Raw genomic sequence first — 25,106 nt, forward strand, 5'->3', positions numbered from 1 at the left:
CAGGTTGCGCGACCCGGTCCGTCAGGCGGCGAGCACTTCCTTGTTCGCCTTCTTCGCGGCCAGTTCGCCGAGCGCGCGCTTGTATTCGGTCGGGAACACCTTCACGAATTGACGGCGCGATGCATCCCAGTTTTCGAGCAGCGCCTTGGCGCGCGGCGAACCGGTGAACTGGAAGTGACGCTCGATGAGTCCCTTGAGCAGCGCTTCGTCAGTCGTTGCGGTATGCCACAGGCCCTTGTCGACCGTGCGCTCCTGCTCGGCCTGTTGCAAGACCGGTTCGAGCGCGACCATCGACTTGTTGCACTTGCTCGCGAACGTGCCGTCCGGATCGAACAAATACGCGACGCCCCCCGACATGCCGGCCGCGAAGTTGCGGCCCGTTTCGCCGAGCACGACCACCGTGCCGCCCGTCATATATTCGCAACCGTGATCGCCCGTGCCTTCGACGACCGCCGTCGCGCCCGAGTTACGCACGCAGAAACGCTCGCCCGCGACGCCGCGGAAGAATGCTTCGCCTTCGATCGCGCCGTACATCACCGTGTTGCCGCAGATGATGTTCTCTTCCGACTTGCCACGGAAATCGTTGGTCGGACGGATGATGATGCGCCCGCCCGACAGGCCCTTGCCGACGTAGTCGTTGCCGTCGCCGACCAGATCCAGCGTGACACCCTTCGCGAGGAACGCGCCGAAGCTCTGACCCGCGGTGCCCTTCAACTGGATGTGCACCGCGTCGTCGGCCAGGCCGTCGTGGCCGTACTTCTTCGCGATCGTGCCGGACAGCATGGCGCCGACCGTACGGTTCACGTTGCGCACCGGCTGGATGAACGAGACGTGCTCGCCCTTCTCGATCGCGGCCTTCGCCTTCTCGATCAACGTGTGGTCGAGTGCGCGGTCCAGACCGTGGTCCTGCACGTCGACGTGCTTGCGCGCCACTTCAGCCGGCACTTGCGGCTGATAGAACACGCGCGAGAAGTCCAGACCCTTCGCCTTCCAGTGCTCGATGCCCTTCTTCATGTCGAGCAGTTCGGCGTGGCCGATCAGCTCGTCGAACTTGCGGATACCCAGTTGCGCCATGATCTCGCGCGCTTCTTCCGCAACGAAGAAGAAGAAGTTCACGACGTGCTCCGGCTGCCCCTGGAACTTCGCACGCAGCACCGGATCTTGCGTCGCGACGCCGACCGGGCAGGTGTTCAGATGGCACTTGCGCATCATGATGCAGCCTTCGACGACGAGCGGCGCCGTCGCGAAGCCGAACTCATCCGCGCCGAGCAGCGCGCCGATCACGACGTCGCGGCCGGTCTTCATCTGACCGTCGGCCTGCACGCGGATGCGACCGCGCAACTGGTTCAGCACCAGGGTTTGCTGCGTTTCCGCGAGACCCAACTCCCACGGCGTGCCCGCATGCTTGATCGACGACAGCGGCGACGCGCCCGTGCCGCCGTCATGGCCGGCGATCACGACGTGATCGGCCTTCGCCTTCGCGACGCCCGCGGCCACCGTGCCGACGCCCGACTCCGACACCAGCTTCACCGAGATGCTCGACGACGCGTTGACGTTCTTCAGGTCGTGAATCAGCTGCGCCAGATCTTCGATCGAGTAGATGTCATGGTGCGGCGGCGGCGAGATCAGACCGACGCCCGGCACCGAGTAACGCAGCTTGCCGATGTAGTCCGACACCTTGTGCCCAGGCAACTGACCGCCTTCGCCCGGCTTCGCGCCCTGCGCCATCTTGATCTGGATCTGATCAGCGGACGCGAGGTATTCCGCCGTCACGCCGAAACGGCCCGACGCCACCTGCTTGATGCGCGAACGCAGCGAATCGCCGTCCTTCAGCGGAATGTCGACGATCACTTCGTCGCCGATCACGCTCTTCATCGTGTCGCCGTTCCTGATCGGAATGCCGCGCAGTTCGTTGCGGTAACGGTTTGCGTCCTCGCCGCCTTCGCCGGTGTTCGACTTGCCGCCGATGCGGTTCATCGCGACCGCCAGTGTGGCGTGCGCTTCCGTGCTGATCGAGCCCAACGACATCGCGCCGGTGGCGAAACGCTTGACGATTTCCTTCGCCGATTCGACTTCGTCGAGCGGGATCGCCTTGGTCGGATCGAACTTGAATTCGAACAGGCCGCGGAACGTCATGTGACGCTTGGTCTGATCGTTGATCAGATGCGCGTATTCCTTGTACGTCTGATACGAGTTGCTGCGCGCCGAGTGTTGCAGCTTGGCGATCGCATCCGGCGTCCACATGTGTTCTTCGCCGCGCACGCGATACGCGTACTCGCCGCCCGCGTCGAGCATGTTCGCGAGGACCGGGTTCTCGCCGAACGCGTCGCGATGCAGACGGATCGCTTCTTCCGCGACGTCGAACAGACCAATGCCGCCGACCTTCGACGAGGTGCCGTGGAAGTACTTCGCCACGAGACTTTCAGCCAGACCGACCGCTTCGAAAATCTGCGCGCCGGTGTACGACATATAGGTCGAAATGCCCATCTTCGACATGACCTTCTGCAGGCCCTTGCCGACTGCCTTGGTGAAGTTGTAGACCGCCTTCTCCGCCGACAGGTCGCCCTTCAGGCCGGCCGCGAGCTGGCCGAGCGTTTCCATCGCGAGGTACGGGTGCACGGCTTCCGCGCCATAGCCCGCGAGCAGCGCGAAGTGGTGCGTTTCACGCGCCGAGCCGGTTTCGACGACCAGACCCGTGCTCGTGCGCAGGCCCTGCTGCACGAGGTGCGTGTGGATCGCGGCGGTGGCGAGCAGCGCCGGAATCGCGACGTTGTCGCGGTCGGTCTTGCGGTCCGACACGATCAGCATGTTGTAGCCGGACTTGACCGCATCGACGGCTTCCGCGCACAGCGACGCGAGACGCGCTTCAATGCCTTCCTTGCCCCAGGCCACCGGGTAGCAGATGTTCAGCTCGTACGAGCTGAACTTGCCGCCGGTGTACTGATCGATCGCGCGGATCTTCGCGATGTCCTTGAAGTCGAGCACCGGCTGCGACACTTCGAGACGCATCGGCGGGTTGATGTTGTTGGTGTCCAGCAGGTTCGGCTTCGGGCCGATGAACGACACCAGCGACATCACCATGTTTTCGCGGATCGGGTCGATCGGCGGGTTCGTCACCTGCGCGAACAGCTGCTTGAAGTAGTGGTACAGCGTCTTGTTCTTGTTGGACATGACCGCCAGCGGCGAGTCGTTGCCCATCGAGCCGACGGCTTCTTCGCCGGCTTGCGCCATCGGCGCCATCAGGAACTTGAGGTCTTCCTGCGTGTAGCCGAACGCCTGCTGGCGATCCAGCAAGGCAGCGGCTTCGCGGCGTTCCGTCGCGACGTCCTCGGCCTTCGCCTCGATTTCGTCGAGCTTGATGCGCACGGCGTCGATCCAGCTCTTGTACGGCTTGGCGTTCGCCAGGTTGTCCTTCAGTTCCTTGTCGTCGATGATGCGGCCATGCTCCATGTCGATCAGGAACATCTTGCCCGGCTGCAGGCGCCACTTCTTGACGATCTTCGACTCGGGAATCGGCAGCGTGCCGGCTTCCGACGCCATGATGACCAGGTCGTCGTCGGTGACGATGTAGCGCGCCGGACGCAGACCGTTACGGTCGAGCGTCGCGCCGATCTGGCGGCCGTCGGTGAAGGCGATCGCAGCGGGGCCGTCCCACGGCTCCATCATCGCGGCGTGGTACTCGTAGAACGCGCGGCGGTTGTCGTCCATCAGCGTGTGCTGTTCCCAGGCTTCCGGGATCATCATCATCATCGCGTGGACGAGCGGGTAGCCGGCCATCACCAGCAGTTCGAGGCAGTTGTCGAACGACGCGGTGTCCGATTGGCCCGGATAGATCAGCGGCCACAGTTTCGGCAGATCGTCGCCGAGCACGTGGCTCGCGATCGCGCCGGTACGGGCGTTCAGCCAGTTGACGTTGCCCTTCACCGTGTTGATTTCGCCGTTGTGGGCGATCATCCGGTACGGGTGAGCCAGTTCCCACGCCGGGAACGTGTTGGTCGAGAAGCGCTGGTGCACCAGCGCCAGCGCCGAGACGGTGCGCTCGTCCTGCAGGTCGCGGTAATACACGCCGACCTGGCCGGCCAGCAGCAGGCCCTTGTAGACAACCGTGCGCGCCGACATGGACGGCACGAAGTATTCCTTGCCGTGCTTGAGCTTGAGCGCCTGGATGCGGTGGCTCGCGGTCTTGCGGATCACGTACAGCTTCCGCTCGAGCGCGTCGGTCACCATGATGTCCTTGCCGCGGCCGATGAAAATCTGGCGGATCAGCGGCTCGCTCGCCTTGACGGTGGGCGAAATCGGCATGGTGTGGTCGACTGGCACGTCGCGCCAGCCCAGCACGACCTGGCCTTCGGCCTTCACCGTACGCTCGAGCTCCTGTTCGCAAGCGAGGCGCGACGCATGCTCCTTCGGCAGGAACACCATGCCGACGCCGTACTCGCCGTGCGGCGGCAGCGTTACGCCCTGTTTGGCCATTTCCTCACGATAGAAACCGTCCGGGATCTGGATCAGGATGCCCGCACCGTCACCCATCAGCGGATCGGCGCCGACGGCGCCCCGGTGGTCGAGATTTTCGAGAATCTTCAGGCCTTGCTCGATGATCTCGTGGCTTTTCTGGCCCTTGATGTGGGCGACGAAGCCGACGCCGCAGGCGTCATGTTCGTTTTGCGGGTCGTACAGACCTTGCGCGGCGGGAACCGGGTGAGTCGGTTGCTGGTGGTCGTTCATGGGGACACCGTCTGTGAGGGGCCGGACAGGCCGTTAAACCGTTTTTCTAGTGCCGCGGTTTGCAGTGCAACCACGACGGCGCGCTTTACGCAGGGCGGCATGCGTGCCTAAAAGCGCCGGAATTCGGAATATACGCGACGAATCAAAGGAATAGCAAATAAAACGTGATGATCGATCCCCAATTATCAAATTGGTGCATTGCGATCTATTTATATTGGTGCCATATCATAATGGGGCAAAAGAAAACGGCATACACGATGCCGTTTCCTTGCAGCCCTTTGATGCAAAACGCTTTATTGGGTATGCGGCGTCTCACGCACCTTGCGCGGCCGCCCGCGCGGCAGCGGCGAAACACGCCGGTTGGCCGCCCGCGCCGCCCATTCCCGGTACGTGTCGCTGCCCAGAACCCAGCCTTTCAGCGTCGCTTGCTGAAGCTGGCTGGCTTCGCGTTCGTCGAGCGGCTGCTCGCACAGTTCACGGTACGCCCGCTGTCGCTCGAACGGCGTATTGCCGAGCGACCAGTACAACGGATGGTCGGTGATCAGGCTGTCGAGCGTCAGGCCGATGTGATGACGGTAGCTCGACCAGCGATAGTCTTCCGGCGCGCTGACCAGCTGCGCGCGCACCGGACACATCTCGACGACGCGGCTCGCCAGCAGGAAGTAGCGCTCGCCTTCGATCACCGTGGCCCGGTAGCGGCCTTCCCACAGCGTGCCGCGGCGCGCGTAGCGCCGATTGAAATGCGCCACATAGCGACGCCCCACCGCCTGCATCGCTTTCGGCAGGCTCGACTCCTCGGTTGGCGTGACGAGCAGTTGCACGGCGCCCGGCATCAACGCATACGCGTGAATCGACAGGTGATGATCGCGCGAAGCCGCCTTCAGGCAGTCAATGAAGAGTTCGTAGTCCTGGTCGTCGACGAAGGCGGGCTGCTGATCGAGCCCGCGAAGGATGACGTGCTGCGGCTGGTCAGGGACATAAAGACGTGCAAGCCGTGCCATGCTGAAGTATCCGATAGTCGCGTTGGTACATACCCGAAGGTCCGAAGAGCCGCATGCGCCGGAGGTTCGGCGCGGCGCGGCCAAGCCAGAAACCGCGCGGCGCTTAGGGAGAAAGCTCTAACCACCGCGTATGGTTTGTTTCAAACGTTCTCGTCATAATGAGCGGGCCTTTTTTGGAGGAGCACATATGAAATTAAAACAGGCCGTAACGGGGATCGCGGCGCTAGTCTGCATGACAACGGCAGCACACGCGCAATCGGCCGGCACCTTTTTCGTCACGACGGGCTGGTTCCATCTTGCGCCTCAATCGAGTAGCGACCCGTTGACAGTAACAAGCATTGGCGGCAGTCCGACCAACATCACAGAAGCGAACACCGGCGCAACACTCAGCTCGGCCGACACGATCGGTATAACCGCCGGCTACTTCGTCACAGATCACATCGCAGCCGAATTCGTGATCGGCTACCCGCCGTCTTTCGACCTGAACGGCTCGGGCAGCCTCGACCAATTCGGCAAGATCGGCCAGGCCAAACAGTGGAGCCCGACTCTGCTGTTCAAGTATTACTTCAATGCCCCGACCGCCACCTTCCGTCCGTATCTCGGCGTCGGCGTGAGCCGTATCTGGTTCACGGACGAGCACATCACCAACAGCGCATTCCAGGCTAACGTTCTGCATGGTCCGACCACCGTCACAACGGATAGTTCGTGGGAGCCCGTGTTTAATGCCGGTTTCACGTATGCGTTCAACCAGCACTGGTTCGCCGGTCTCTCGATCTCGTACCTGCCGCTCAGCACGACGGCCAAGCTGAACACCGCTGCAACCACGCCGGTCGGCACGCTGACCGTGCAGTCGCAAACCAAGATCAAGCTGAACCCGATCGTGACTTACGTCAACATCGGTTACCGTTTCTAACGCCTCGAAAAAATTAGGGGCCCTTGAGTTAGGGTAGTCGAATTTTCGGGGCTTGGACAACGCCGGCATCGAGCAGATGGCGGCGTTTTTTTTCGCGCCTGGCGGTCCGGTGCGGATTCGCAACGCACACAGCAGGCAACGCGGCGGCCGGCCATCGGCATTTGTAAATTTGACCCGCAATCGGGCGCTCTCGTGCAATATGTGCTGACATGTCCGCGCTCGCGCCACGTGGTGAACGGTGCGAGAGTTTGGCACCGAAGTTGCGTTTGCAGGGTGTTTCCCGCGTTGCGTCATGGCGCGATGCTGTTCATCGTGACCGCGCGTGAGCGCGCGTGGGATCCTTTCACGTCATCGACGGAGCGACCATGACAACACTTCCGAACACGAGAGACGCCCTCGGCGAATCGTGGACCAGCACGAGCCGCCGTGCGCGGCGCATCGCTCGCCATAGCCGCCATGCGGCCGAAGACATCGCAGGCGAATTGCGCACGCTGATGTCCGAACTCGAATCGACGCTGGCGGACGGCACCCACGCGGATGCCGTGGCGCTGCGCGGAAAACTGCGCAAGCAACTGGACGCTGCGCGCGCCCGCCTGAACGATACCCGCGAAGCCATGCGCGAACGCGCTGAAGTCGCGATGACAGACGCTGACGACTACGTGCATGAAAACCCATGGCAGACGATCACGATTGTCGCCGGCGTCGCATTGATCGCGGGGGCGTTGTTGGCGTCTCGGTTGCGCTGAGTTGCTGAAGCGTTGCCGCGGAGTTGCACGAGGTTGCGCTGACCGGACGCGCCTCGCGTCGTCGGACGCCGGCGCGCGCTCGCATCGCGCCGCCTAGTTGTCGTCGATGACGAAGAGCCGCTGGTATTCCTTCACCGCGTAGCGATCGGTCATGCCGGCGATGTAATGGGCGATCAGGCGCGGCTGCTGTGTCTCGTCCGCCGCTTGATACCCAGGCGGCAGCAGCCGCGGATCTTCCGTGAACGCGTCGAACAGGCCGACCACAACGCGGCGTGCCTTGTTGGCCATGCGCATCACGCGGTAGTGCCGGTACAGGTTCTTGAACAGAAAGCGCTTGAGCGTCGCGGCCTGCGCGGCGATCGCTGCGCTGTGCGCGACGAGCGGGGGCGCCGTGCGCACGGCGTCCAGCGATGTCGGCGCGTACTGGAGCAGATTCAGCTGGGTCGTCTCGATCAGATCGACGATCAGCGTATTGATGATGCGGCGCACCGTCTCGTGGATCAGCCTGCGGCCTTCGATCTGCGGGAAGTCGCGCCGCGCCGCTTCGTAATGGGTCTGCCATAACTCCACTTCGGCGAGCTGCTCGACCGTGAGCAAGCCCGAGCGCAAACCGTCGTCAACGTCGTGATTGTTGTACGCGATCTCGTCGGCGACGTTGGCGATCTGCGCTTCGATGGACGGCTGCCATCCTTCGAGAAAGCGCTCGCCCAGCGCGCCGAGCCGCCGTGCGTTGTCGCGTGAGCAATGCTTGAGGATGCCCTCGCGCGTTTCGAAGCACAGGTTCAGGCCATTGAACGCGCCATAGTGCTCCTCCAGATCGTCGACTACCGCGAGGCTCTGCAGGTTGTGCTCGAAGCCGCCGTGCTCGCGCATGCATTCGTTCAACGCGTCCTGGCCGGCATGGCCGAACGGCGTATGGCCGAGATCGTGCGCGAGCGAAATCGCTTCGACAAGGTCTTCGTTGACTCGCAGATTGCGCGAAACTGAACGCGCGATCTGCGCAACCTCGAGACTATGGGTCAAGCGCGTGCGAAACAGGTCGCCCTCGTGATTCACGAACACCTGGGTCTTGTACTCGAGCCGGCGGAACGCCGTCGAATGGACGATGCGGTCGCGATCGCGCTGGAATTCGGTACGCGCGCTCGGCGCGGCTTCAGGGTAGCGGCGCCCGCGTGACTGGGCGGAATGCGCCGCGTACGGCGCGAGATGCGCTTCGAGTGCCTCTTGCGTCGGCACCGCGATCGCCGCGATGCCTGCCGCCGGGTCTTGCTTTACATCGTCGCTGCACCTGTCAGTCACCGGGTTCTCCGAAACATGGGCGACGCCTCGCGGCGCTGGTGCGTGATGCCCGGCTGGCATGCTCCGTCGTGTCTAGACGGCGGCGGCCAGCGTGGCGTGCACCTCGGCGTCGGGCGCCTGGGTGATCAGCGTCTCACCGAAACGCTTCAGCAGAATGAATTTGATCGCGCCGGCTTCCGCCTTCTTGTCGACTTGCATGAGCTCGACGTAACGCGCTTCGCCGAGCGCAGGCGCGCGGGTCGGCAAATGCGCTGCCACGATCACCTCGACCAGACGCCGGCGCGCCGCTTCGTCGAGATAGCCCATGCGCACGGACAGGTCCGCTGCCATCACCATCCCGCAACCGACTGCCTCGCCGTGCAGCCACTCGCCGTAGCCGAGACCAGCTTCGATCGCATGGCCGAAGGTGTGGCCGAAGTTGAGGATCGCACGCAGTCCGCCTTCGCGCTCGTCCTGCGCCACCACGGACGCCTTGATCTCGCACGAACGTTTGACCGCTTCGGCGAGTGCCGCGGGTTCGCAGCGATTCAACGCGTCGATATTGGCTTCGATCCAGCTGAAGAAGTTCGCATCCGCGATCGCGCCGGTCTTGATCACCTCGGCAATGCCTGCCGCCAGTTCACGCGCGGGCAGCGTGCGCAGCGCGCCGATGTCGGCGATCACCGCTTGCGGCTGGTAGAACGCGCCGATCATGTTCTTGCCGAGCGGATGATTGATGCCCGTCTTGCCGCCCACCGACGAATCCACCTGCGACAGCAACGTGGTCGGCACCTGAATGAACGGCACGCCACGCATGTAGCAGGCCGCGGCGAAACCGGTCATATCGCCGATCACGCCGCCGCCGAGCGCGATCAGCGTGGTCTTGCGGTCGGCGCGCGAGCGCAGCAGCGCGTCGAAAATCAGGTTGAGGGTGTCGAGGTTCTTGTGCGCTTCGCCGTCCGGCAAAACGACTGTCGACACCTGTTTGCCGAGCGGCGCCAGCGCGGCGCGCAACGTGTCGCCGTAGAGCGGGTCGACCGTGGTATTCGTGACGATCGTGACCGAACTGCCGGCGATGTGCGGCGCAAACAACGCGGTCTGGCCGATCAGCTCGGCACCGATATGGATGGGGTAGGCGCGCGCGCCCAATTCGACGTTGACGGTAATCATACGGTCCATTATGACGCAGGATGTGTGGCGACGCCGGCCATCTCGAGCTGCATCAGAACCATGTTGACGAGTCCGTTGACCGAAGGCCGGCCGGTTTCAATCACGAAATGCGCGCACTCGCGATAAAGCGGGTCACGCACTTCGTAAAGCGCTTCGAGGCGCGCTTTGGGGTCTTCTGTCTGCAGCAGCGGGCGATTTTTATCGCGCCGGGTTCGCAGCCACAGATCGTGAGGATTGGCGCGCAGATAGATCACCACTCCGCGACTCTTCAGCGCTTCGCGATTTTCCGGCCGCAGCACCGCGCCGCCGCCGGTCGCCAGCACGATATTGTCGCGCCCGGTGAGCTCGGCAATCACGCTCGCCTCGCGCTCGCGGAAGCCTGCTTCGCCCTCCAGCTCGAAGATCACCGGGATGCGCGCGCCCGTGCGCGCCTCGATTTCATGGTCGGAATCGAAGAACGGGCGATCGAGACGGCGCGCAATGGCCCGGCCCACGGTGGTTTTCCCTGCCCCCATGAGCCCTACAAAAAATACGTTGGCGTGTGCGTCCCGCGCTTGCAACGGTGTCCTCTGGCTAATCCGGTATGTTTCGTGCCGCAGCTTACTGGCAAAGCGGCTGCCTTGTCGAGTCTGCGCGCCGCCGCTGGCGAGCGGCGGCGGCATGCCTCTAGTTCGTCTGAACCACGCGCGGCGTGATGAAAACTGCCAGTTCGCTGCGCTGGTCGCGATGCGCCCGATTGCGGAAAAGTGCGCCCAAAACCGGTATTTTGCCCAGGACAGGTACCCGAGTCACATCGTCCCGGTCGTCGGTCGCGTAGATCCCGCCGATCGACACCGTACCACCATCCTCGACTTCGACGCGTGTTTGCACGTGTTTGGTGTTGATCGCGGGCCCGGCGTCGGTCTGTTCGCCGACGCTGTCCTTGGCGACGTCGAGGTCCAGCACCACCCGGCCGTCCGGCATGATCTGCGGCTCGACCTCCAGTTTGAGCGTGGCCCGGCGAAACTGCACGCCCGACACACCCTGCGCCACCTTGGCCTGATACGGCAGCTCGGTGCCCTGCTCGACCACCGCCTTCATCCGGTCCGCGGTCACGACTCGCGGACTCGAGACGATTCTGCCGTGCCCCTCGGCCTCGAGCGCGCTCAGCTCGAGGTTCAGCAGCCGCGTCGCGCCGGCCGCGAACAAGGTCAGCCCGGCGGTGGCGGCGTCGAAACCGGCGATCGGCCGGGCCGACAGATCGTAGACCGTGCCGTCCGCGCCGCCGCTCAGGCCTTTCGCGGTCCCGTCCGTGCTCGTGGCTGCGAGCGAGAGCCGCACGCCGAGATTGCGCGAAAACCCATGATCGCCCTCGACGATACGCGCTTCGATCAACACCTGGCGGGTCGGCCGGTCGACAGCGGCGAGCAGCGCAGCAATCTGCTCGAGCCGCGCGGCGAGATCGGTCACGAACAGCAGATTGGTGCGCGGATCGGCGGTGACCGCGCCGCGTTTGGACAGCACACGCTGGGTGCCCGAGCCGGTCAGCAGGCGCCGCACATCTTCGGCATGCGCGTAGTGCAGCTCGAACGTGCGGCTCGCGAGCGGTTCCAGATCGGCGGCCCGCGCGTGCGCTTCGAAGCGCTGCCGCTCGCGCGCAGCCAGCTCGGCCACCGGCGCGACCCAGATCACGTTGCCGTGGCGCTCCATCGCCAGGTTATTGACGTCGAGCAGGGTATCGAACGCGGTGCGCCATGGCACCTTGTCGAGCCGCAGCGAAACGGCGCCTCGCACTCTTTCGCTCGCGACGATGTTCAGCCCCGTGAACTCGGCGAATGCTTTGAGCACGGCACCGAGTTCGGCGCGCTGGAAGTTCAGCGAGATCGCTTTGTCGTCGGCGGCCAGCCTGGCGTCGGCGGCGCTTTTCGGCGCGTCGCCGAGGCGCAGCCGCGGCGGTAACGGCACCGGTGGACCTTCGAGCGCAGCGACGCCGGCGGCATCGTCGCCAGGTGGCGCGGCCGCTTGCCTGGGCAGCGGCATGGAACCCGCGGCCGCGGCCGCAAAGTCGTTCGGGTACACGTTGTTTGCTGGCGCTGCCGTTCGCAATACGGCCGCATCTGCCGATGAATCATCGCGAAACGGGTTCGGCACTTCAGTGGCAACTTCCCTGGCACCTTCAGCGCCAACCGCACGCGGCAGTGGCGCCGCATCGTACGGGGAGTCGACAGGCGCAACCTGATCGTCGAGCGGCATCGAGCCTGGCAGCGGCGGCAGCGTTGGCAGCGGTGGCGTTGAAGCCCGAGCAATGCCTGCGCATAGCGCCGCGCTGACAAAAAGACCGGCGCACGCGCGGCTCATCCACACCCCACGGATCCCGCGCGAAGCGCGAGCGCCGCCGCGCGAGGCCGCCGGGATCAATGTTTTCACCCGCATCATCAGGAAGCCTCCGTCAGCGTCAGCGTGCGCGTCGTGCCGCCTCTGGCTAGCGTAATGCCGAGCGCGTCGAGCCGCGTCACGCGCTCATCGCCCAACTGCTGCCCGGGCACGGCGGTCGTCGCGCCATCCGGCGTATCGAGCAACGCCAGCGCACGCGTGCGATCGCGCAGCAATCCGGTCAGACGCAGCAGCGACACGTCGGGCGAGTCGTCGCCTGCCTGCATCTGCGGCAGCGAGAACGGATCGAAGAACACGATGTCTTCGTCGTCGTCCGCGCCGAGGCTGGCGTCGTCGAACGCGTGCGCAGCGTCATTCGAAGGAGCCGGCCGCAGAGCGCGAAACACGCGCAGCGTGGCGCTCACTGACAGCGCCGCGGCGTCATGCTTGAGCGTCACGTCGACGGGAACGATCAGCACCGGCAGATCCGACAGCCCACGCATAAACGCCATCAGGTGCACGAAATCCGTGTGCGCGGTGAGCTGCAACGGACGCACGCTTTCGACGCCCTCGCCGCTGGCCGCACCCGGTTCGAGCGCAAGCAACGCGACGCGATTCTGCGCGGCCAGTTCGGAGACGATGCGCACATCGTCCGCGGAACTCCACGGCGCCGCCGAAGGCACGGTCGGGCTCGCGGAAGTTGCGCGGCGCAGCGCAGGCAATTGCGCGAGCGCGCGCCGCGCTTGCGCGAGACGTTGGGCGCTGGCCGCCAGGGCCGCACGGCTCGCCTCGACTCCGCCGAGATCGGCGACGATCCAGCCATGCGCGCCAAGGCCAAACACCAGCGCTGCAATCAGCAACGCGACCAGCCAGCGGCGGCGCCGGCTCCATGCATGAAGCGGCACGCGCAGCCGCTTCATGCAATCGGAAAGAAAAAGTTGGGCGCCTGTCGCGCCACCTGCATCGACAAAGATCGTACTCATTTCGCACCCCTTGATGGTTCGGACTTCACAGGACGCGCCGCCGCGGCGACGCCCGAGTGGGCGGCTTTCGGCACCGGGTCGTCCCAGCGCAGGCGCGCGCCGAACTCGACGGGGCCCATCACGCTTTCGTCCACGGGCGCGCTGCCGCGTGCCGTCGAGCGATGCAGGTCGTTCATCTCCGCGCCCTTCACGCCGCGAATCGCGCTCAATCGTTTGAGCCACTCGGCCGACGCGAGATGTCCACGCGACGTCGCGAGCAACTCCGTCTCGTGCTCACGCTGGCGCAATTGCCGCAACACCACGCCGTCGCCAGGTTCGAAGCTCAGCGCTTCGAGCAGATCGAGCAGATGCGTGAGTGGCTCGGACAAGCTCGCCGCACGCGCCGCGCGTTTGTGCGACTCGTCCTGCGCCCGCTGCAATTTCGCGTGCTCTGCAAGTGGCGCGGTCAGTTGCGTGAGGGTGTGTTCGATCGACGCGCGCTGCGCGTCGAGCCGTGCCTTCCCGAATGCCTGCCATCCTGCCAACACCAGGACAGCGACACCACCAGCGACCGCCGCGCCGACCCATTGGCGCACACAGCGCCGGCGTGCAAGCCGTGCATTGCGCTGCCGGTAGGGCAGCAGATTGAAGCCGCCGAGCCATGGCAAGACGAAGCGCGCATCGCGCCCGGCATCCGACGGCCGTGAACCGGCCGCGTGCAAGAGCGAAAGGTCGCGCATCATTCGAACACCCCACGCAACGCAAGTCCGAATGCGACCGCGCCGGCCGGCTCATGCAACAACGCATCGCTCAACGGTCGCACGAGGCCGCCCAGCGCGGCGCATTCGAACGGCAACACCGTGCAGCCCAATACGTCCGCGATATCCGCAAGCGAGAAGCCCACGCCGTCGAGCAGATCGACTTCGCCGCTCACCAGCGTGCAGTCGAACACCGGACCGTGGACGAGATCGCGCAACGCATCGGCAAGATCGGTGTGCTCCGGCGCGGGATAACGCATCTCGCCGGCAATGCTGTCGTCGACGATGTGCCATCCGTAGACTCCATCCGTGCCGATCCACAACGCCGCATACGGCTCGTGCGGATCCAGTTCGCGACTTGCCGCGTAGCGCATCGCGCGCAGCGCCGCATGCGGCTCTCCATCGACGGCGCTCAGTGAGATTCCGGCCGTCGCCGCGCACTCCATACGCGCTTCGAGGTGCTGGCGCGCGGTAGTGGCGATCGTCACCGAGCGCACTGGCGACGGCGCTTCATCGACAAACCAGTCGACGGCCAGCGCGTGCCGTTCGAGACCGGCGATGCGCTCCGCCTCGCCCAGCACCGCCGGTGCGAGGCCGGCGAGCGCATACCCACCGTCTTCCGCACAATGGCTTTGCGCAGCAAGCCGCGCGAGCGGCACCGTGGTGGTCAACGTGGCCGACGCGGGCAGCGCCATCGCGCATTGCAACGCATGCGTCGCGCACGCTCGCGGCAGCCCGGCAAATGCGTCGCGCAACGCACGCGCCACCGCCTGCCGATCGGCGATCTCGGTGCCGGCCATTGCGCCGGCGGCCAGCGGCACGGTGCTGGCGTATTCGAGATGCAGCGCACCGCGTGCGCGCGAACGCTGACTCAACACGACCAGACGCACGCTTTGCGAACCGATATCGATGCCGGCGGCAAACCGCTGCCGGCCTGATTGCATGGCTTGAAGCCATGAGTTTTTGAATGCCATCACGCCCTCCCCTCTGACGCACGCGACGAACCATTCGAACGCGAGTGACAAGGGAGAATTGTGCGGAGCCGCGGCGTCGCGCGACACTCGGCCGAATGGCTAACGTTGCGCGCGACGCGCCCTGCGCGGCATCAAAGGGGCTACAGTGAAGTCATTGCCGCGCCGCGTGCGCCGCCCCGTCAAGCACTGTTCGTAAGCAGGCCGAAAGCTGAAAAGCGAGGCGGCTATAATCGCGGGACTGTTTTTTGGTGTACATATGCAATCCACGTCTCCTACGTCCCCGCCGCCTGCGCCTCAGAAGCGCAAACGTCCGCTCTGGCTGACGCTCATCCTCGGTTTTGTCGGTCTGATCATTGCGGGCATTCTGTGCGTGGCGCTGGTGCTCGGTTACGCGCTGGTGGTCGCCACGCCAAACTTGCCGTCGCTCGATGCGCTGACCGACTACCGGCCCAAGGTGCCGCTGCGCATCTACACGGCCGACCACGTGCTGATCGGCGAATTCGGCGAGGAACGGCGTGACATCGTGCATATTCAGGACGTGCCCGACAGCCTGAAGAAGGCGATCCTCGCCATCGAAGACGCGCGCTTCTACGATCACGGCGGCGTTGATCTCACCGGCATTGCCCGCGCGGGCATCGTGGCGCTGACAAATGGCCACGCGACGCAAGGCGCCAGCACGATCACGATGCAGGTGGCGCGCAACTTCTTTCTATCGAGCGAGAAGACCTACACGCGCAAGATCTACGAGATGCTGCTCGCCTACAAGATCGAGTCGAAGTTGACCAAAGATCAGATTCTCGAGGTGTACATGAATCAGATCTATCTCGGTCAGCGCGCGTACGGTTTCGCGAGCGCGGCGCGGGTGTACTTCGGCAAGGACCTGAAGGATCTGACGCTGGCCGAATCGGCGATGCTGGCCGGCTTGCCGAAGGCGCCGTCCGCATACAACCCGGTGGTCAATCCGAAGCGGGCGAAGGTGCGTCAGGAGTACATCCTGCAGCGCATGTATGAACTGCACTACATCACTCAGCAGCAATACGACGACGCAAGCAGGCAGGCGCTCGTCGTCAAGAGTGCCGGCAAGGAGTTCAGCGTGCACGCCGAGTACATCGCGGAAATGGTGCGGCAGATCATGTACGCGCAGTATCGCGAAGAAGCGTACACGCGCGGCCTGAACGTCGTGACTACGATCGACTCGGCCGATCAGGACGTCGCCTACCGGGCGCTGCGCAAGGGTCTGATGGACTACGAACGCCGCCACGGCTATCGCGGGCCGGAGGCGTTCATCGATCTGCCGGCCGATGCGCAGGACCGCGAACAGGAAATCGACGACGCGTTGCTCGAGCATCCGGACAACGGCGAAATCATCGCCGCGGTGGTCACCGCGGCGAGCCCGAAGCAGGTGCAGGCTACGTTCATCGATGGCAATGTCGCGACCATCCAGGGCGATGGCCTGCGGTTTGCGCAGTTTGCGCTCAGTGCGCGCGCCCAGCCCAATCAGCGCGTGCGGCCCGGCGCGATCATCCGGCTCGCGAAGAACGACGACGGCGACTGGTCGATCACGCAATTGCCGCAAGTGGAAGGCGCGTTCATTTCGGTGATCCCGCGCGACGGTGCGATTCGTGCGCTGGTCGGCGGCTTCGACTTCAACAAGAACAAGTTCAATCACGTGACCCAGGCGTGGCGTCAGCCGGGCTCGAGCTTCAAGCCGTTCATCTATTCGGCGTCGCTCGAAAAGGGACTCGGACCGGCCACCGTGATCAACGACGCGCCGCTCTTTTTCAGCGCTGCCGAGACCGGCGGGCAGGCGTGGGAACCAAAGAACTACGGTGGCGGTTTCGACGGTCCGATGACCATGCGCACCGCGCTGCAAAAGTCGAAGAACATGGTGTCGATTCGCATCCTGAACCAGATCGGCACGAAGTACGCGCAGCAGTACATCACGCGCTTCGGCTTCGACGCGGACCGTCACCCGGCTTATCTGCCGATGGCACTCGGCGCGGGTCTCGTCACTCCGTTGCAGATGGCAGGCGCGTTTTCGGTGTTCGCCAACGGCGGCTACCGGATCAATCCATACCTGATCGCCGAAGTCACCGATCAGCGCGGCGTCGTGGTGGCGCATGCGCAGCCGCTGGTCGCCGCGCAAAGCGCGCCGTACGCGATCGAGCCGCGCAACGCATACGTGATGAACAGCCTGCTGCAGAGCGTCGCGCAACGCGGCACGGGCGCAAAGAGCAACGTGCTCAAACGTACCGATCTCGCCGGCAAGACGGGCACGACCAACGATTCACGCGACGCGTGGTTCGCCGGTTATCAACACACGTTGACGGCCATCGCGTGGATCGGCTACGACAATCCGCGCAGTCTCGGCGACAAGGAAACCGGCGGCGGCCTCGCATTGCCGGTATGGATCGAGTACATGGGACGCGCACTCAAAGGCGTGCCGGAGTACAAGATGCCGATGCCCGACGGCGTGGTCGAACTCGGCTCGGAGCTTTATCTCGACGGCTTCACGCCGGGGCACGGGTTCGTCGCAACGGTAGGCGTCAGTCAGGCGACGCTGGATGCCGAGGCGAGCGGCCCATCAGCGGCCGCGCCCGAGCAGGTCGGCGAGCAGGAGAAGCAGAACATCATGAATCTGTTCCGCGGCCACTGACGGCTTGCCAACGTACGTTGTGCGTTGGAAAAAACAAAACCGCCGCGCATCGAGCGCGGCGGTTTTGTTTTGGGCGGTTGCTTCGTGGCTCTCGTCAAGCCTCGAAGTGCACCGGCTCGCCGGCCTGCTGCGTCGCGTACTCCGAGAGCGCGGCGAAAAACTCGGCGCCGCTGCGCGTGTCGCGCCATTCGCCATCGACGAACCGGAAGTGAAAGCCACCCGCTTTCGCAGCGATCCAGATCTCGCGCATCGGCGGTTGAAGGTTGACGATGATCTTCGAGCGATTCTCGAATTCGAGGGTCAGGACGTTGCCGCTGCGCTCGATTTCGATGTCCGCGTCGGTGTCGTCGAGCCCGCGTTCGATGGCGGCTAGCGCGGCTTCCGCGCGGGTCAGGTAATCATTATCGGACATGCTAAACTCCATCGATTATTTATTCAGGGACAGTCATGCGAGTCGTCACTCGGATGCGCGCGGCGGCGCCCAGCCGCGCGATTGTAGCGGTTTTGGCCATTCTCGCAGGTTGTGCACTGGCCGGCTGCGGGCAACGCGGTTCGCTCTATTTGCCCACGGTACCACCGCTGCCCGCCCCTCCCGCTCAGCGCACGCAAACGCCACCGGACCAGACGAAACCGGACACCGACAACGCTGCCGACACGAGCAGCGTGCCGGACACCTCGGGCACGCCGCTCTCGCTAGCACCGGAAACCGAACTCGCCACACCGCCCGCATCCGGCGGCACGGCCCCGCTACCTGCCTCCGCCGTCCCTCCCGCTCAATAAGACTTTCGCATGACTCGATCCGCATTTGACTACGTCGACGGCGTATTGCACGCCGAAGGCGTGTCCGCCGTTTCCCTCGCCGAACAGTTCGGCACGCCGCTGTACGTCTATTCGCGCGCCGCGCTCACCGACGCCTGGAACGCATACGCAGGCGCTTGCGTTGGCCGTCGCGCGAGCGTGCACGTGGCCGTCAAGGCCAATAGCAATCTCGCCGTGCTGAATGTGTTCGCGCGACTCGGCGCCGGCTTCGACATCGTGTCGGGCGGTGAGCTGGCGCGCGTGCTGGCGGCCGGCGGCAAAGCGGAAAACACGGTGTTTTCCGGCGTCGGCAAGCACGCGGACGAAATGCGCGATGCGCTCGCGGCTGGCGTCAAATGCTTCAACGTCGAATCGATTCCCGAGCTCGACCGCCTGAACGCGGTGGCCGCCGAAATGGGCAAGAAGGCGCCCGTGTCGCTGCGCGTGAATCCGGACGTCGACGCAAAGACGCATCCGTATATCTCTACCGGTCTGAAGTCGAACAAGTTTGGCGTTGCCTTCGAAGACGCACGCGCCACGTATCAGGCGGCCGCCGCGATGGCGAATCTCGACGTGATCGGCATCGACTGCCATATCGGCTCGCAGATCACCGAAGTCGCGCCTTATCTCGATGCGGTCGACAAAGTGCTGGAGCTGGTCGAGCAGATCGAACAGGACGGCGTGAAGATTCGCCACATCGACGTGGGTGGCGGTCTGGGCATCACCTACGACGATGAAACCCCGCCGGAGATCGGCGAGTTCGTGCGTACCGTGCTCGATCGTATCGAAGCGCGCGGTCACGGCCATCGTGAAGTGTATTTCGAGCCGGGCCGCTCGCTGGTCGGCAATGCGGGCGTGCTGCTCACGCGTGTCGAGTTTCTGAAGCCGGGCGCGGAAAAGAATTTCGCTATCGTCGACGCGGCGATGACCGACCTCGCGCGCCCCGCGATGTACGAGGCGTATCACGCGATCGACCCCGTCGTTGAGCGCAACCTGCCGGCTCATGTGTACGACGTGGTCGGCCCGGTGTGCGAAAGCGGCGACTGGCTCGGCCGCGAACGTCTGCTGGCGGTCGAACCGGGCGATCTGCTCGCGATCCGCTCCGCCGGCGCTTATGGCTTCGTGATGAGCTCCAACTACAACACGCGTCCACGTGCGGCCGAGGTGATGGTGGATGGTACACAGGCACACGTGGTGCGTGCACGCGAAGAGGTCAGGCAACTGTTTGCGGGCGAAACGATCTTGCCAGCGTAAACGTCAGCTGCCGCGCAACGTTAAAAAGGCGATGCCATTGCGGCATCGCCTTTACTTTTGAAGCGCGCTTGCGAACACATACCAGCGTCGTCAACGCGTCGTCCTCGACCTCCGCTCCCGCAGCCATACGATCAAACGCCAACCCAGCAGCGCCACCATGATCGCGCCGTAAATTTTCGGCAACAGCAGATCGTGCTTGCCCGCCTTCATCCACCAGAAGTGCAGGATCGCCAGCGCCCCGATCGCATAGATTGCGCGATGCAACGTCTGCCAGCGCCGGCCGAGCTTGCGCGCCATCGCCCGCGGCGACGTCCCGGCCAATGCGATCAGCAACACGAACGCGGCAAAGCCCACGGTGATGAACGGCCGCTTGCCGATGTCCTTGACGATGGCCGCGACGTCGAACCACTTGTCGAACCAGAGATAAGTGGTGAAATGCAGCGTTGCATAGAAGAACGCGTAGAGCCCGAGCATTCGCCGAAAGCGCACCAACGCAGCAACGCCGGTGACTCGGCGCAAAGGCGTGACCGCCAACGTGATGCAGAGAAAGACGAGCGTCCAGAGCCCCGTCGAGCGCGTGATGAACTCGATCGGATTTGCGCCGAGTCGGTCCGTCATGCCGAACAATACGATGCGCGCGAGCGGATACCATGCCGCGACAAACACCGCGATCTTTGCCGGCACGATCCAGCGCGCGCCACTTGCGGACCGCTTCACCGCCGACGTCGATGCGGATGCTTGCGTGCGCGCCGTCTGGCGTGCGGCCTGGCGGGCGGGCTGGGTAACAGGTTGCATGTCGGCAGCCATGGTCGCGCCTCAGAAATTCTTCTTCAGGTCCATGCCCTGATACAGCGATGCGACCTGCTCTCCATAGCCGTTGAACATCAGCGTCTTGCGTTTGGGCGTGAAAAAGCCGTCTTCGCCAATGCGCCGTTCGCTTGCCTGACTCCAGCGCGGATGGTCGACGTTCGGGTTCACGTTCGAGTAAAACCCATACTCGTTCGATGCATACGTGTTCCAGCTCGTGGGCGGCTGCTTCTCGACAAAGCGGATCTTCACCAGCGATTTCGCGCTCTTGAAACCGTACTTCCACGGCACCACGACGCGGATCGGCGCGCCGTTCTGATTGGGCAGCACCTGACCGTAGAGCCCCATCGTCAGCAGCGTCAACGGGTTCATCGCTTCGTCCATCCGCAGACCTTCGGAATACGGCCAGTCGAGCACAGGGGTCGAAAGCCCCGCCATTTGCGACGGATCGGCCAACGTGACGAACTGCACGTATTTGGCATTGCCGGTGGGTTGCACGCGCTTGATCAACTCCGACAGCGGAACGCCGATCCACGGAATCACCATCGACCACCCTTCGACGCAGCGCAGCCGATACACACGCTCCTCGAGCGGCGCGAGCTTGAGCAGCTCATCGATGTCATACACCTTCGGATTCCTGATTTCCCCCTCGACGCTCACCTTCCACGGATGCGGCCGCAACGTCCCGGCGCTATGAGAGGGATCGGCCTTGTCGGTGCCGAATTCGTAGAAGTTGTTGTACGTGGTGATGTCCTTGTACGGCGTCATCTTGTCCAGCGCGACGAAGCCGGCGTTGGTTTTCGCTGCGAGCTTCTGCGCCTTCGAATCCGGCGATGTGTAGGCGGCCAGCGCCTCGCCATTGACGCCGATCAGACCGCCGAGCGCCAGCGCACCCGCCGCCTGCAACACGCGCCGCCGATTCTCGAAAACATGCCGCGGCGTAATCTCGCTGCGCGCGATGTCGTCGCCGATAAGTTGAATTCTGCCGCTTCGCTTGATCCACATCGTGCTGCTCCTTGCCGGCCCATCGGTCAGTCTGTCTGACGGGGCCATATTGATGATCGCCGGTCCGGGCGTCCGTCCAGTCATCCACAGGTACTACTTCGGCCAACACATTGGACGCAACGAATATTCCGCCAGCCATAAAAAAACCGCCGGTGCGAAGCACACGGCGGTTCTTGGTCGGTCCGGAGCGGCGGATCTTACAGCTTGCCGTAGCTATGCAGGCCCGACAGGAACATGTTGACGCCAAGGAACGCGAAGGTGGTCACCAGCAGGCCAGTCAGCGCCCACCATGCCGCGACCGCACCACGCAGCCCTTTCATCAGACGCATGTGCAGCCACGCCGCGTAGTTCAGCCAGACGATCAGTGCCCACGTTTCCTTCGGGTCCCAGCTCCAGTAGCCGCCCCAGGCTTCCGCAGCCCACAGCGCGCCGAGAATCGTGGCGATCGTGAAGAACGCGAAGCCGACCGCGATCGACTTGTACATCAGATCGTCGAGCACGTCGAGCGCCGGCAGGCGGTCCACCAGCATGCCACGCTCCTTCGCCAGATAGGCGACGCCCACCATCGCCGACAGCGCAAAACTGCCATAACCGATGAAGTTCGCAGGCACGTGAATCTTCATCCACCAGCTTTGCAGCGCCGGAACCAGCGGCTGGATCTGCTGCGCGTCGCGGCTGACCGAGTACCACATCAGGAAGCCGACGGCGGCGCTGATCACCAGCAGCACGAACGCCCCGAGCGCGCGAGTGTTGTAGTGCTGCTCGTAGTACAGGTAGAACAGCGCGGTGATCAGGCTGAACAGGACGAACACTTCGTACAGGTTCGAAATGGGAATATGGCCGACATCCGCGCCGATCAGGTACGACTCGTACCAGCGCACCATCATGCCGACGAAGCCCATCAGCACCGCGACCCACGTCATCTTCGAGCCGATCGCCGCGCCGGTCGGCGAGCGCGACAGCAGGCCAATCCAGTAGAACATGGTGGCGAACACGAAGAGCGCGCTCATCCACAGGATCGCGGACTGGCTGGACAGGAAATACTTGAGGAAGAACGCGTTGTCCGCGCGGCTGAGGTCGCCTTGGTAGATCTGGATTGCCAGCAACGACAGCGCTGCGATCCCCACCATCAGCGCGCGGACCGGCTTCCAGCGCCAGCCGAGCACGACGAAGACCGGCACCGCGCACACCAGCACCAGCTTGTCGTAGAAGTTCATGAACGGGTAATAGCGCGACAGCGCGAACCCGGCACCCGCGACCATCGCAAGAGCGAACAGCCAGTCGACGATGCCGAGCCGTTTCAGGAACGGCCGCTCGTCATACTGCGCGACGGTCGACGGGTCGCCCGCGAACGCCTTGCCGAGCCGCGCGGGCGAAGAAGAGGATGAGGAAACCTGAGTCAAGTCCATAGTCTTACCGGATCGAATCTTATGAGCCTGCAGACGGCGCGCTAGCGTCGCCTGACGTGCCCGGGGCGCTGGCGGCGTCGGATGTTTCGATGAGCTTCGCGCCCAGCGCGGCGCCCACGGCTTCGCGCGTCTGGACGAACTCTTTTTCGAAGTCGAGCGTTTTGCGCGCGCTCGACATCGCCATGACGACATTCGTGCCGTGATCGGTATCTTTGAGCCAGAACCACAGGCGCCGTTCGCGGACGTAGAACATCGAAAAGATGCCCAAAACGAGGAGCAGGCTGCCAAGATACACGACTTTTTTGCCCGGTGCGCGTGTCAACTGAAATACCGAAGCTTGCACCTGCTTGAAAGAGTCAAGCTGCAGGTAGACCGGCGATCCATACAGAAAGCTGTCGGACATTGCGTTGATCGAGCTTTGCACGAAGCGGCTCGCGTCCGCATTGGCCGGTGCTTCGGGCTCGCCGAGCCGCTGGCGCGATAGTTGCCACAGGTCCCACGTCGCGCCTTCCAACATACGCAGCAGCAAGCCCGCTGCCTTTTCCTGCTCGCCCTTCGGCACCGAGCGATCGATAAAACCGGCAATCGCCTGGAAGCCGCCGACCACCTGGCCATTCGGCATCTTGATGCTGTTGTCCGCGCCCGCAAAAAGGGTCAGCACACGCAGCGCACTTTCTTCGAGATGCTGTTGCAGTTCGGCATTCGAACCCGGCACCGAGCGGAGCGCGAAACGGTGTGCTGCCGCGGCGCGCATGGCCGGATCTTCGAGCGTCGCGCGCAGATTCATCCACTCCTTGACCGTGCCGCCGGTGTCGGCGGGAATGCGCAGGTAGCGGAACGGATCGTCCGGATTCACGCGCATGCCAGCGAGGAACATCTTTTCGCCTGCCACGTCGACCGGCAGCATGTAGTTGTTGTACTCGCGCGCCTGGCCGTCCTTGTCGCGCACCTTGTACTGCACCGAGGGGCCGACGTTGTGCAGATCGAGCGGCTTTGACGTCTTCGCGCCGGAGCCGAGGCGTTCGTCGAACGCCTCTTGCAGCGTGCGATGCGCGGCGACGCCACGGGCATCGGTCTGGCCATTGCCGTTCGAGACATTTTCGACGTTGATCGCGCGGAAATCGGTGAATTCAACCGTCTGGCCGTCGGCGAGCGGCGTGGCCGAGCTCAGCGGCGCGTCGCCGCCGATCGTGCCGCCGAACGGCGCCGTCTTCGCGCTCGCGCCGGACATCGGGTACGCGGTCATCTGCATCTGCGAGCCGCCATCCTGGAAGCTCGACTGATAGATCGACACGCCGTCGTACTCGAACGGCTTGTTGACCTCGACGCGCGCCGGCACGCGCGCACCCGTCTTGTGGTCCACCACGACGATGTCGCTCGCGAACAGCTTCGGCATGCCCGTCGAGTAATAGTCGACGATGAACTTGTTCAGTTCGATCGAGAACGGCAGGTCCTGGATCAGCGAGCCGTCGGGCTGGTTCAGGATTGCCGTCGACACGTGCTGCCCTTCCGGCACCCACGCGTAGCCGCGGAACGTCGGATTCGATTGCGACAGACGATGTTCCGGCGGGATCTCATTGATCACCGTGTTGGCGCGGATCGCCGACTTGTCGAACAGCCACATTTGCAGCTTGATCGGCAGATTGCTGTCGAGCAAACCGCCGAGGCAGATCACCACGATTGCGATGTGAGCGGAGATGTAACCGAATCTGGTCAACGCACCGCGCTTCGCGGCGATCAGCGTCGCGCCCTCCGACTCACGCGTGACGAACTTGTAGCCGAGTCTGGCCGAAAGTTTCGCGAGCACCGCCGCGGTCTGCGCGCGGGTGCCGTGCACCGCGAACTCGCCCTTGTGATGGAACGCGCGCAGGCTGCCTTCGCGGACCTTGTCCTTCCAGCTCTTCGCGTCGGCGAGCATCTTCGGCGCATTGCGGATCACGCACAGCGACACGGACACCATCAGGAAACCGAGGATCAGCATGAACCACCACGAGCTGTACACCGTGTACAGGCTCAACGAGCGGAAGATGTCCGCCCAGAACGGGCCGAACTGATTGACGTAGTTGGGATACGGATCGTCCTGCGTGAGGACGGTGCCGATGATGCTGGCGATTGACAGAATCACGAGCAGCGCAATCGCGAAACGCATCGAACTCAATACTTCGACGACGTTGCGCACGACACGATTGCCCGACTTCGACTGCAAACCCGACGTGGTGACGCTCATTCATACTCCGACTGAACAGCAAAAAAGGGTGAAGGGCCGTCGCAGATACGACGCCCTCACCCTTTTCTTGT

General features: G+C 63.9%; 19 protein-coding genes. 5 read left to right on the forward strand and 14 right to left on the reverse strand.

All coding sequences use genetic code 11. The features are described from left to right. Nucleotides 1–21: 21 nt before the first annotated feature. Together BN2475_RS04425 and BN2475_RS04430 are read right to left on the reverse strand one after the other, a co-directional pair. A complete protein-coding gene (locus BN2475_RS04425) occupies nt 22–4,725 on the reverse strand; it encodes a glutamate synthase-related protein (RefSeq protein WP_094778365.1) in 4,704 nt (1,567 codons plus the stop codon). 293 nt (nt 4,726–5,018) lie between these two features. Continuing rightward, nucleotides 5,019–5,726 (reverse strand): transposase, encoded by a 708-nt coding sequence (locus tag BN2475_RS04430; protein WP_042329221.1) that lies wholly within the window; start codon nt 5,724–5,726, stop codon nt 5,019–5,021. Nucleotides 5,727–5,913: 187 nt separating this feature from the next. Between BN2475_RS04430 and BN2475_RS04435 the strand changes: the two genes are divergently transcribed. Further along, nucleotides 5,914–6,639 (forward strand): OmpW/AlkL family protein, encoded by a 726-nt coding sequence (locus BN2475_RS04435; RefSeq protein WP_094778366.1) that lies wholly within the window; start codon nt 5,914–5,916, stop codon nt 6,637–6,639. Between the two features lie 365 nt (nt 6,640–7,004). Continuing rightward, the gene (locus BN2475_RS04440) at nt 7,005–7,385 is read left to right on the forward strand and encodes an ElaB/YgaM/YqjD family protein (protein WP_094778367.1); all 381 of its coding nucleotides are present in this window, start codon (nt 7,005–7,007) and stop codon (nt 7,383–7,385) included. Between the two features lie 93 nt (nt 7,386–7,478). On the opposite strand, the gene BN2475_RS04445 is transcribed toward BN2475_RS04440, so the two are convergent. From BN2475_RS04445 to pilM, 7 genes are all read right to left on the reverse strand, one after another. Further along, nucleotides 7,479–8,684: a deoxyguanosinetriphosphate triphosphohydrolase gene (locus BN2475_RS04445; RefSeq protein ID WP_094778368.1), complete on the reverse strand. Its 1,206-nt coding sequence runs from the start codon at nt 8,682–8,684 to the stop codon at nt 7,479–7,481. A 72-nt stretch (nt 8,685–8,756) separates the two neighbouring features. Further along, nucleotides 8,757–9,833: a 3-dehydroquinate synthase gene (gene aroB, locus BN2475_RS04450; protein ID WP_425435467.1), complete on the reverse strand. Its 1,077-nt coding sequence runs from the start codon at nt 9,831–9,833 to the stop codon at nt 8,757–8,759. An 8-nt stretch (nt 9,834–9,841) separates the two neighbouring features. Beyond that, nucleotides 9,842–10,393 carry a shikimate kinase gene (locus BN2475_RS04455; RefSeq protein WP_094778404.1) on the reverse strand — a complete coding sequence of 184 codons (552 nt, stop codon included), beginning with the start codon at nt 10,391–10,393 and terminating at the stop codon, nt 9,842–9,844. 106 nt (nt 10,394–10,499) lie between these two features. Next, the gene (locus BN2475_RS04460; RefSeq protein WP_425435468.1) at nt 10,500–12,248 is read right to left on the reverse strand and encodes a type IV pilus secretin PilQ; all 1,749 of its coding nucleotides are present in this window, start codon (nt 12,246–12,248) and stop codon (nt 10,500–10,502) included. Then, the gene (locus tag BN2475_RS04465) at nt 12,248–13,168 is read right to left on the reverse strand and encodes a hypothetical protein (protein WP_094778370.1); all 921 of its coding nucleotides are present in this window, start codon (nt 13,166–13,168) and stop codon (nt 12,248–12,250) included. Before BN2475_RS04465 ends, BN2475_RS04460 begins: the two co-directional genes overlap by 1 nt. Next, nucleotides 13,165–13,890 (reverse strand): fimbrial assembly protein, encoded by a 726-nt coding sequence (locus tag BN2475_RS04470; protein WP_425435469.1) that lies wholly within the window; start codon nt 13,888–13,890, stop codon nt 13,165–13,167. Before BN2475_RS04470 ends, BN2475_RS04465 begins: the two co-directional genes overlap by 4 nt. Continuing rightward, entirely contained in the window at nt 13,887–14,879 is a 993-nt protein-coding gene (gene pilM / locus BN2475_RS04475; protein WP_094778407.1) for a type IV pilus biogenesis protein PilM, read from the reverse strand. Before pilM ends, BN2475_RS04470 begins: the two co-directional genes overlap by 4 nt. Nucleotides 14,880–15,135: 256 nt before the next feature. Between pilM and BN2475_RS04480 the strand changes: the two genes are divergently transcribed. Next, complete coding sequence (locus BN2475_RS04480; protein ID WP_094778371.1) at nt 15,136–17,535, forward strand: penicillin-binding protein 1A; 2,400 nt, start codon at nt 15,136–15,138, stop codon at nt 17,533–17,535. A 94-nt stretch (nt 17,536–17,629) separates the two neighbouring features. On the opposite strand, the gene cyaY is transcribed toward BN2475_RS04480, so the two are convergent. After that, complete coding sequence (gene cyaY, locus BN2475_RS04485; RefSeq protein ID WP_094778372.1) at nt 17,630–17,947, reverse strand: iron donor protein CyaY; 318 nt, start codon at nt 17,945–17,947, stop codon at nt 17,630–17,632. Between the two features lie 35 nt (nt 17,948–17,982). Between cyaY and lptM the strand changes: the two genes are divergently transcribed. Both lptM and lysA read left to right on the forward strand, forming a co-directional pair. Further along, nucleotides 17,983–18,315, forward strand: coding sequence for an LPS translocon maturation chaperone LptM (gene lptM, locus BN2475_RS35275; protein WP_094778373.1), 333 nt, complete (start codon nt 17,983–17,985; stop codon nt 18,313–18,315). Nucleotides 18,316–18,324: 9 nt separating this feature from the next. Beyond that, on the forward strand, nt 18,325–19,587 hold the full coding sequence (lysA, locus tag BN2475_RS04495) for a diaminopimelate decarboxylase (protein ID WP_094778374.1): 1,263 nt from the start codon (nt 18,325–18,327) through the stop codon (nt 19,585–19,587). A gap of 90 nt (nt 19,588–19,677) precedes the next feature. Here the strand turns inward: lysA and msrQ are convergent, their stop codons facing one another. The 4 genes from msrQ to BN2475_RS04515 form a co-directional block, all read right to left on the reverse strand. Next, nucleotides 19,678–20,394: a protein-methionine-sulfoxide reductase heme-binding subunit MsrQ gene (gene msrQ / locus BN2475_RS04500; protein ID WP_094778375.1), complete on the reverse strand. Its 717-nt coding sequence runs from the start codon at nt 20,392–20,394 to the stop codon at nt 19,678–19,680. 9 nt (nt 20,395–20,403) lie between these two features. Beyond that, nucleotides 20,404–21,399 carry a protein-methionine-sulfoxide reductase catalytic subunit MsrP gene (gene msrP / locus BN2475_RS04505; protein WP_094778376.1) on the reverse strand — a complete coding sequence of 332 codons (996 nt, stop codon included), beginning with the start codon at nt 21,397–21,399 and terminating at the stop codon, nt 20,404–20,406. A gap of 197 nt (nt 21,400–21,596) precedes the next feature. After that, nucleotides 21,597–22,808: a c-type cytochrome biogenesis protein CcsB gene (gene ccsB, locus BN2475_RS04510; RefSeq protein ID WP_094778377.1), complete on the reverse strand. Its 1,212-nt coding sequence runs from the start codon at nt 22,806–22,808 to the stop codon at nt 21,597–21,599. A 19-nt stretch (nt 22,809–22,827) separates the two neighbouring features. Continuing rightward, the gene (locus tag BN2475_RS04515) at nt 22,828–25,035 is read right to left on the reverse strand and encodes a cytochrome c biogenesis protein ResB (RefSeq protein ID WP_094778378.1); all 2,208 of its coding nucleotides are present in this window, start codon (nt 25,033–25,035) and stop codon (nt 22,828–22,830) included. Nucleotides 25,036–25,106 lie beyond the last annotated feature (71 nt).

Source organism: Paraburkholderia ribeironis (assembly GCF_900019265.1).
Classification (GTDB): domain Bacteria; phylum Pseudomonadota; class Gammaproteobacteria; order Burkholderiales; family Burkholderiaceae; genus Paraburkholderia; species Paraburkholderia ribeironis.

Excerpts from the sequence above, each read along its gene's own strand:
- BN2475_RS04425 (WP_094778365.1), bottom strand. The coding sequence starts at position 4,725 with ATGAACGACCACCAGCAACCGACTCACCCGGTTCCCGCCGCGCAAGGT.
- BN2475_RS04430 (WP_042329221.1), bottom strand. The coding sequence starts at position 5,726 with ATGGCACGGCTTGCACGTCTTTATGTCCCTGACCAGCCGCAGCACGTC.
- BN2475_RS04435 (WP_094778366.1), top strand. The coding sequence starts at position 5,914 with ATGAAATTAAAACAGGCCGTAACGGGGATCGCGGCGCTAGTCTGCATG.
- BN2475_RS04440 (WP_094778367.1), top strand. The coding sequence starts at position 7,005 with ATGACAACACTTCCGAACACGAGAGACGCCCTCGGCGAATCGTGGACC.
- aroB (WP_425435467.1), bottom strand. The coding sequence starts at position 9,833 with ATGATTACCGTCAACGTCGAATTGGGCGCGCGCGCCTACCCCATCCAT.
- BN2475_RS04460 (WP_425435468.1), bottom strand. The coding sequence starts at position 12,248 with ATGATGCGGGTGAAAACATTGATCCCGGCGGCCTCGCGCGGCGGCGCT.
- BN2475_RS04465 (WP_094778370.1), bottom strand. The coding sequence starts at position 13,168 with ATGAGTACGATCTTTGTCGATGCAGGTGGCGCGACAGGCGCCCAACTT.
- BN2475_RS04470 (WP_425435469.1), bottom strand. The coding sequence starts at position 13,890 with ATGATGCGCGACCTTTCGCTCTTGCACGCGGCCGGTTCACGGCCGTCG.
- pilM (WP_094778407.1), bottom strand. The coding sequence starts at position 14,879 with ATGGCATTCAAAAACTCATGGCTTCAAGCCATGCAATCAGGCCGGCAG.
- BN2475_RS04480 (WP_094778371.1), top strand. The coding sequence starts at position 15,136 with ATGCAATCCACGTCTCCTACGTCCCCGCCGCCTGCGCCTCAGAAGCGC.
- cyaY (WP_094778372.1), bottom strand. The coding sequence starts at position 17,947 with ATGTCCGATAATGATTACCTGACCCGCGCGGAAGCCGCGCTAGCCGCC.
- lptM (WP_094778373.1), top strand. The coding sequence starts at position 17,983 with ATGCGAGTCGTCACTCGGATGCGCGCGGCGGCGCCCAGCCGCGCGATT.
- lysA (WP_094778374.1), top strand. The coding sequence starts at position 18,325 with ATGACTCGATCCGCATTTGACTACGTCGACGGCGTATTGCACGCCGAA.
- msrQ (WP_094778375.1), bottom strand. The coding sequence starts at position 20,394 with ATGGCTGCCGACATGCAACCTGTTACCCAGCCCGCCCGCCAGGCCGCA.
- msrP (WP_094778376.1), bottom strand. The coding sequence starts at position 21,399 with ATGTGGATCAAGCGAAGCGGCAGAATTCAACTTATCGGCGACGACATC.
- ccsB (WP_094778377.1), bottom strand. The coding sequence starts at position 22,808 with ATGGACTTGACTCAGGTTTCCTCATCCTCTTCTTCGCCCGCGCGGCTC.
- BN2475_RS04515 (WP_094778378.1), bottom strand. The coding sequence starts at position 25,035 with ATGAGCGTCACCACGTCGGGTTTGCAGTCGAAGTCGGGCAATCGTGTC.